Raw genomic sequence first — 1,705 nt, 5'->3', positions numbered from 1 at the left:
TTCGACGACGACCTCGTCTTCGAGATCGACCAGCTGCCCCGCACGGGCGCCGCCGACGTCGCGCCCTGGGCCGGCAACTACTGGCCCACCTACCAGGACAACATCAACTACCGCTGGGACGGCGACAACCCGAGCCCCTCGGAGAAGTACGGCGAGGCCTTCGGCGTCGAGAACATCACCGACGCGGTCAGCCGCCACCACGGCATCGACTCCCGCAGCAGCTCCAAGGCGTGCACGGAGAGCAGCGAGTGTGACAGCCAGCTCGGTGAGGCCTGCGCCAAGCGCACCGGCGCCGAGACCGGCCGCTGCATCCCCACCTGGTTCGGCATCTGCCACGCCTGGGCCCCCGCCGCCATCCTCTACGAGGAGCCCCGCGAGCCGGTCACCCACAACGGCGTGACCTTCAAGGTCAACGACATCAAGGCCCTGCTCACCCTCGCCAACGAGGACATCGAGACCAAGTTCGTCAGCACCCGCTGCAACGACGACGACGGCCGCGACGAGATCACCTACGACGAGTTCGGTCGCCCCTCCGAGACGGGCACCTGCATCGACACCAACCCGGCCACCTACCACGTGCTGCTGACCAACTACCTCGGCATCCGCCAGGAGAGCTTCGTCGAGGACCGCACCTTCGACGACGAGGTGTGGAACCAGCCCCTGCGCGCCTACCGCGTCACCAAGCTCGAAGAGGTCACCGCCGCCGAGGCCAACGCCCTGGTCGGCGTGAAGCCCACCGGTGGTGTGAGCGAGGAGATCAGCGGCCAGCTGGCGCAGAACCAGTGGCAGCACCTCGGCCCCTTCGCGGTCGAGGCCGGCGCCAGCGTGCGCGCCGAGATGACCGGTGACGGCGACGCCGACATCTACGTGCACTTCGCCGCCCAGCCCACCACGGGCAGCTACACCTGCCGCCCCTACACCGGCGGCAGCAACGAGCTCTGCGAGCTGACCGCCCCCGAGGGCGCCACCCAGGTCTTCGTCTCGGTCAACGGCTACGCCCAGAACAGCAACTTCGAGGTCAAGGTCAACGCCGGCGGCGCGATGGACGCCAACTACCGCTTCAACCCCAACGCCAAGCGCTTCTTCCACGTGCGCACCGAGGTGGACTACATCTCCGAGAGCCCGGCCAGCCAGGACGGTCACCTGGGCGCCAACATCGACCGCTACACCCACACCGACCGCTACGAGTACGTGCTCGAGGCCGGCCAGGACGGCAAGCTGCAGGGCGGCGAGTGGCTGGGCTCCAGCAAGCGCGCCCACCCCGACTTCCTGTGGCTGCCCATCTCCACCCGTGAGAGCGGTCGCATCGCCGGCGGCAAGATCAAGTTCAGCGACATCCAGACCATCTACAACCTGTCCATCGGCCAGGAGGGCCCCACGGTCGAGAACAAGAGCGGCACGGTCACGCGCAACCAGTGGAGCTACTACGGTCCCTTCGAGGCCAAGGCCAACACCCGCGCCACCATCACCATGACCGGCACCGGCGACGCCGACCTCTACGTCCGCAGCAACGCGCAGCCCACGGCCGGCGCCTACGACTGCCGCCCCTACAAGAACGGCAGCAACGAGAACTGCTCGGTGGCCGCCGGCGGCATCTTCTACGTGGCCGTGCACGGCTACGCGGCGCGCAGCACCTTCAACCTGGAGATCACCTACACCCCCGCCGGTGACGGTGGCGACCCGGTCGACCCCGACCCGGTCGAGG

1 protein-coding gene is annotated in these 1,705 nt (G+C 68.4%); it reads left to right on the top strand.

Annotated features, from left to right (window positions below; genetic code table 11):
- On the top strand, nucleotides 1–1,705 hold a 1,705-nt coding region (locus tag GY812_16360), incomplete at both ends, for a hypothetical protein (GenBank protein ID MCP4437056.1).

It is taken from the genome of Actinomycetes bacterium (genome assembly GCA_024222295.1).
In the GTDB taxonomy this organism is placed as follows: Bacteria; Actinomycetota; Acidimicrobiia; order Acidimicrobiales; family Microtrichaceae; genus JAAEPF01.
Note: the sequence above shows the minus strand (reverse complement) of the source record. Positions and strands in the feature narration are given on the sequence as shown.